Source organism: Caldisericia bacterium (genome assembly GCA_021158845.1).
Classification (GTDB): domain Bacteria; phylum Caldisericota; class Caldisericia; order B22-G15; family B22-G15; genus B22-G15.
This window is the reverse complement of the sequence record JAGGSY010000177.1, coordinates 1-4,572: the sequence shown is the minus strand read 5'-3', so window position 1 is coordinate 4,572 and position 4,572 is coordinate 1. Positions and strand designations below refer to the sequence as shown.

Annotated in this window: 3 protein-coding genes; 1 reads left to right on the top strand and 2 read right to left on the bottom strand. The window is 36.2% G+C overall.

The window, feature by feature from the left end:
• Positions 1-111: 111 nt before the first annotated feature.
• Complete coding sequence (locus J7J33_06395) at positions 112-504, top strand: hypothetical protein (GenBank protein ID MCD6168906.1); 393 nt, start codon at positions 112-114, stop codon at positions 502-504.
• Between the two features lie 12 nt (positions 505-516).
• Here J7J33_06395 and J7J33_06390 read toward each other — a convergent pair whose 3' ends face one another.
• Together J7J33_06390 and J7J33_06385 are read right to left on the bottom strand one after the other, a co-directional pair.
• Positions 517-3,141, bottom strand: a complete 2,625-nt coding sequence (locus J7J33_06390) for an ATP-binding protein (GenBank protein ID MCD6168905.1) — start codon at positions 3,139-3,141, stop codon at positions 517-519.
• Positions 3,142-3,153: 12 nt separating this feature from the next.
• A partial coding sequence (locus tag J7J33_06385) for a DUF1156 domain-containing protein (protein ID MCD6168904.1) occupies positions 3,154-4,572 on the bottom strand: 1,419 nt, incomplete at its 5' end.

Sequence of the window (4,572 nt, the reverse complement as noted above, 5' to 3'; positions counted from 1 at the left end):
TTGTCTGCTTCATATGTTATTATAATAGGTAATATCGGAGATAAAAACTATTTTAATTAGTAATTTTAAAGTCTAAATGTTAAAATGGTTTTAAGGAAGGGGGTAATTTTTATGAAAGAGGAAAAAGAACAAATTACCAAAAAGGGAAGCAGCATAAGGAAGATAGCACGGATAGTAAGTATCATTGTAGGTGGCTATTGGGCATTTGCTCTGTCCATGGAAGTCATTATGCTGAAAAAGATGGTATGGGATCTGGAAACAACCCTACTTGTAATCTTTGTTGTGATTTTACTAATTAGCGTCGTCATTGCCTGGATGAATGAAAAGATAGGTGGAACTGTCTTAATTCTTGGTGGAATTGGATTCAGTATATTTGCATACTTCTCTGCCGGACACAACAAGATTCTTGCCATGTTGGTCTCAGGCGTTCCATTCATCATCTGCGGAATTCTCTTCCTCATCGCCTGGATGAGGAAGAAGAAACATTCTCCTTATAAAATATAATATTAATCAGCCTTACTCCTTTTTCTCATCTTCTATCTTAATTCCTGACTGAAGAATTGCTTCTTTGATTTTATCCTCATATTCACTTTTTGAAAGGTTTCCATCCTTTGCGTATATCTCAATTTTCACATCTATCCTGTTAAATTTTTCTTTCAAATAACGAATTATGTTTGCCACATCAGAAAGTTTCCCTGATGGAATATTCAGCCTCATACTCAAATTGCGATAACTTTCTTTATTCTCTTTATTGGTAAGTTCGTCACCTTTCTTGGTGATAACTTCATTAATTTTGACTTTCTGTTCCTTTGACAAAGATATTTTAGATATTTCCTCTTTAATTTCTTCAAGTTCAGCCAAAGATTTGGTGGATTTAATTTTACCGATGAACTCATTGAACTCAGACTCTGGTAATATCTTCTCTTCTTCACAAAACTCCTCTCTTATTATAATTTCTCCTTCCACTAAATCTGGATAAGCTTCCTCACGGAAGTGTTTGCAAACAGGTTTCTCCTCTTCAAGAAAACCGAGACCAAATAAACCGCTTTTAACTCCCTCCTTGATTGTCTCTATAAAAACCTTCTCTCCAACAAGTCTAAACTCCCCGGGTGTTTTAAGAAAAGATTCAAAAATACTCTTTGTTTCTACAAAATCTCTTTCCTTAAGATACTTCTCCCTTATTGGGTAAGGGTTTAATCTCTCAAAAATTTTCTCCTCCTCCCTCAACCTCTCATAAACCCTCTTATTTATCGTTGAACCCATTCCATGCACTGACATTCCTAAATCAATTTCCTCAAATCCATCCCTTGAAGGTAGAAACACAATTCTGTAAAGATCTATCAACTTTTGATTTACATCTCTCCATGACTTGTTTACCCTCTCCTTCACCTCTTTTTCCTGCTCTTCAGTTAACTTAAGTGTTTTATCCTTTTCTATTAACTTCCATGCAAGGTATCTTTTTAAAGAATCCTCAAAGCTAAACCTTTCCGCGTCTTTCTCACATAGAAAGATAAGGGTATTAAGATAAACTCTGGGTTTGTCTCCACAGTTATTAAGAAATTCACTGCACAACTTTTTATCTTTTACAACCACAAGCTTCAACTTCTTTGTATCAGGAATATCTCTGGAATCCTTTGGCCAGATGAATATATCAAAATGTTCCTTGGTCAAATTTTTGTTTAAAAGGGCTCTTTCGTTCTCCTCAATGTCTCTATCCTCTATTGTCTCCATTTTGGTAAGCAGTATGCGGTTGAGATTTGGCTGATTTGTAAAATAGAGTCCCTCATCTGAAATATAAAAAAGATTTTCCTTTAACTTACTTATAGCCTCTGATATTATACTGGATGGAACATCCACAACAGCTGTTGAAAGCTTAATTTCATTAACAGTTGCTCCCCTCTCTGATCCGCCTGAAAAGGAGTACATAAAAATAGAAGTTGCAATTTTCGTTCCGAAGTTAAATGATATATAGGCATCTCCAAGACTCTTATCCACTCTTTTAGCTCCAGAATCTCTGGAAGTTATGTCAGCTGCAATAATACTATCGTACTCATCGCCAATATGCTTTATAAGTTCTCTTCTTATTTCTGTATTTTCAAGGTTAAAATCACCCAGTCTAACAAACGGAATGTCTGGCTTATTTAGTAAATCTTTGATTACCATTCCAAGTATTCTTAACACACCTCTGGTTCTCTGAAATGTAGGAAAACTTCCCCAGCGCTTATAAAGAACATCTATAACCTCTGGTTGAAAGGGATAACTTTTGATAAATTTTTCTCTATAAACTGCTTTTTCTATGCCTTTAGGAAAAATGTTTTCCTTTTCTGCATAATCTAAAAACTCTTCTATTATTTTCTTTGCCTCATCCTCATCTATACTGCTAAAGAGCCTCCTTCTAATGATACTACTTATCTCCTCATCTTTCACAGGAGTGTATATTTTCTCTATCCTTCCTGTTATCTTTTGCAACTGCTGAAACAACCTCTCAGCCTTCTCATCGTAGTGTTCCAGAACACTTGAGGGAAGTGTGAGGATAAGAAGACTCTGACCAAGAGTTCTTACAACTCCAGTAAGTTCCTGAATAAAGGCAAGTACCTGAGATGCAAGATTTGAGTCTCCAACCTTTACCCCAGATGCTCTGGTTGTGTACTGGAGTATCTCGTCCATAAGAATTAAAAGAGGCTGGTTTTTTAAAAATAGCTTATTTAACTTTTCACGACCGGGAGATACCCTTCCTTGAAGCATCTCAACTTTTCCAGTAAGCTGAAATTCCATCTCCTCCCAAAGAGTTCTCTCTTTGGGATCAAGAGTTGTTCCATCTATAACAATTGTTTTTACTCCCCACTCTTTTGCCTTGTGATAAAGAGCGATTAAAGAATGGGTCTTACCACCACCAAATGGGGTTTGAAGTTGAATAATAGAATCTCCCCCTTCCCCTCTCAACCTCTTCTCTGAAACTTCCAATAGTTTTTTCAATCCTGAAGTGATGAATGTCTTCCTGAAGAAAACATCTGGATTAGAGTACTCCTCTGGCGCTCTACCTTTATACACCTCCCATAGGTCTGCAGCAAAAATGTCAAGGGTGAGCTTTCCCTCTTTTATGTCCTTATGAGGTAGAGCCACCAATGAAAAACGCTTCATTTTTATGCCTCCTTATTCGTTATTAAATAAATCCCTCTGAAAAGGTTTTTCCTTTATCGCAGTTATAAGTCTTTCCTTTCCTGATAAAAATCCATCAAGGAGTTTCTTCTCTTTACTTTCAAGGGGCAGAGTCTCTGATATTGCCTGAGCTACACGATAGAAGGTGTCTTTTTTAATGAATCCACTTTCATAAAGAACTTTTTTCATATCATCCCTTCTTCCCTGCTTCCATAGAATTAGCACATGATGAAGAACATCAATTAACTCCTTCGCTTCTTTCAAATCTTTTAAACTTCTATCCTGTGGTCCCAAAACTATTATAAACTCTTTTTCCTTTTTAATAAAACCTTTGTTCCATTCCTTTGAAAGGTCTATCCCACTACTCTGTGCAAGTTTTCTTGCATCATCAAACTTAACCCTTGCCTCTTTATACATCCATCTGAAAAGTATGTAGAATCTCGTTAAAGGAGAAATTTCTCCTGCAATTCCATTATGAAGTATCTGATGAATGGCATAATCAGTAACAACCTTACGAACAAAGTCAATAAGTTTGTCTGCCTTTATAATGTTTCCCTCGTAATCCATAACCTTTTCATATTTTCCGAATATTTCAATGGAAGATCCAATACCTGCAATGAGAAAATCTGCACCTGAAATTCCCTCTCTCCATAGAATTTCCAGTTTTTCGTGGAGATGATTTTTAATCTCTTTCTTTATCTCGTTAAACCAACCTATCTTTTCTCTCTTAACTTTTCTTACAACGAAATAGATTGATGAAGCTAAAGCGGCAGATTCCTTTGCTCTGAGTCTTGCCTTCATCTCTGTATCAATGGGCCATGATGCAGTAACCACAAGCCCAGAATCAAGAAGTGAGTTAATGAGTGTCTCCCATCCTGATGTAGATTTGTGGGTAAAAACAATGGTTGCTATGCCCTCTGGTTTTAGAACCCTTGCAATTTCTTTGAAGGATTTTTTGAGCATACTTTCAAAGTATTTTTTACCTTCCTCAAAACCACCTTCCTGATGGGAGTAAGCTACAATTTCCTTTGATTTTGGAGTGAGTGGAGTCATAAAGAGTTCTGGATATAAATCTCCAACACTTCTTTTAAGCCACACATAGAAAAAATCTGAAAGGTAAGAGTAAGGCACATTATCATAATATGGGGGATCAGTGAAGACTGCATCAAAGTAGTTGTCAGGATAGGGAATTTCTGTGGCAGAAGACTGGGTGACTTTGGCAGCAAGATTTATATTCTTAACCCATTTAAATACTGCTCCTATTTTGAAATCTAATAAAGTATTCCATTCTATATTTCCATAATATGGATTTCCCTCAACATATTGCCATTGCATCGGTAGTGCCTGCATTGCATAGCATCCCGCAATAGCTTCTACATTATTAACCCATCTATTTATCCTATTGTTTTTTTC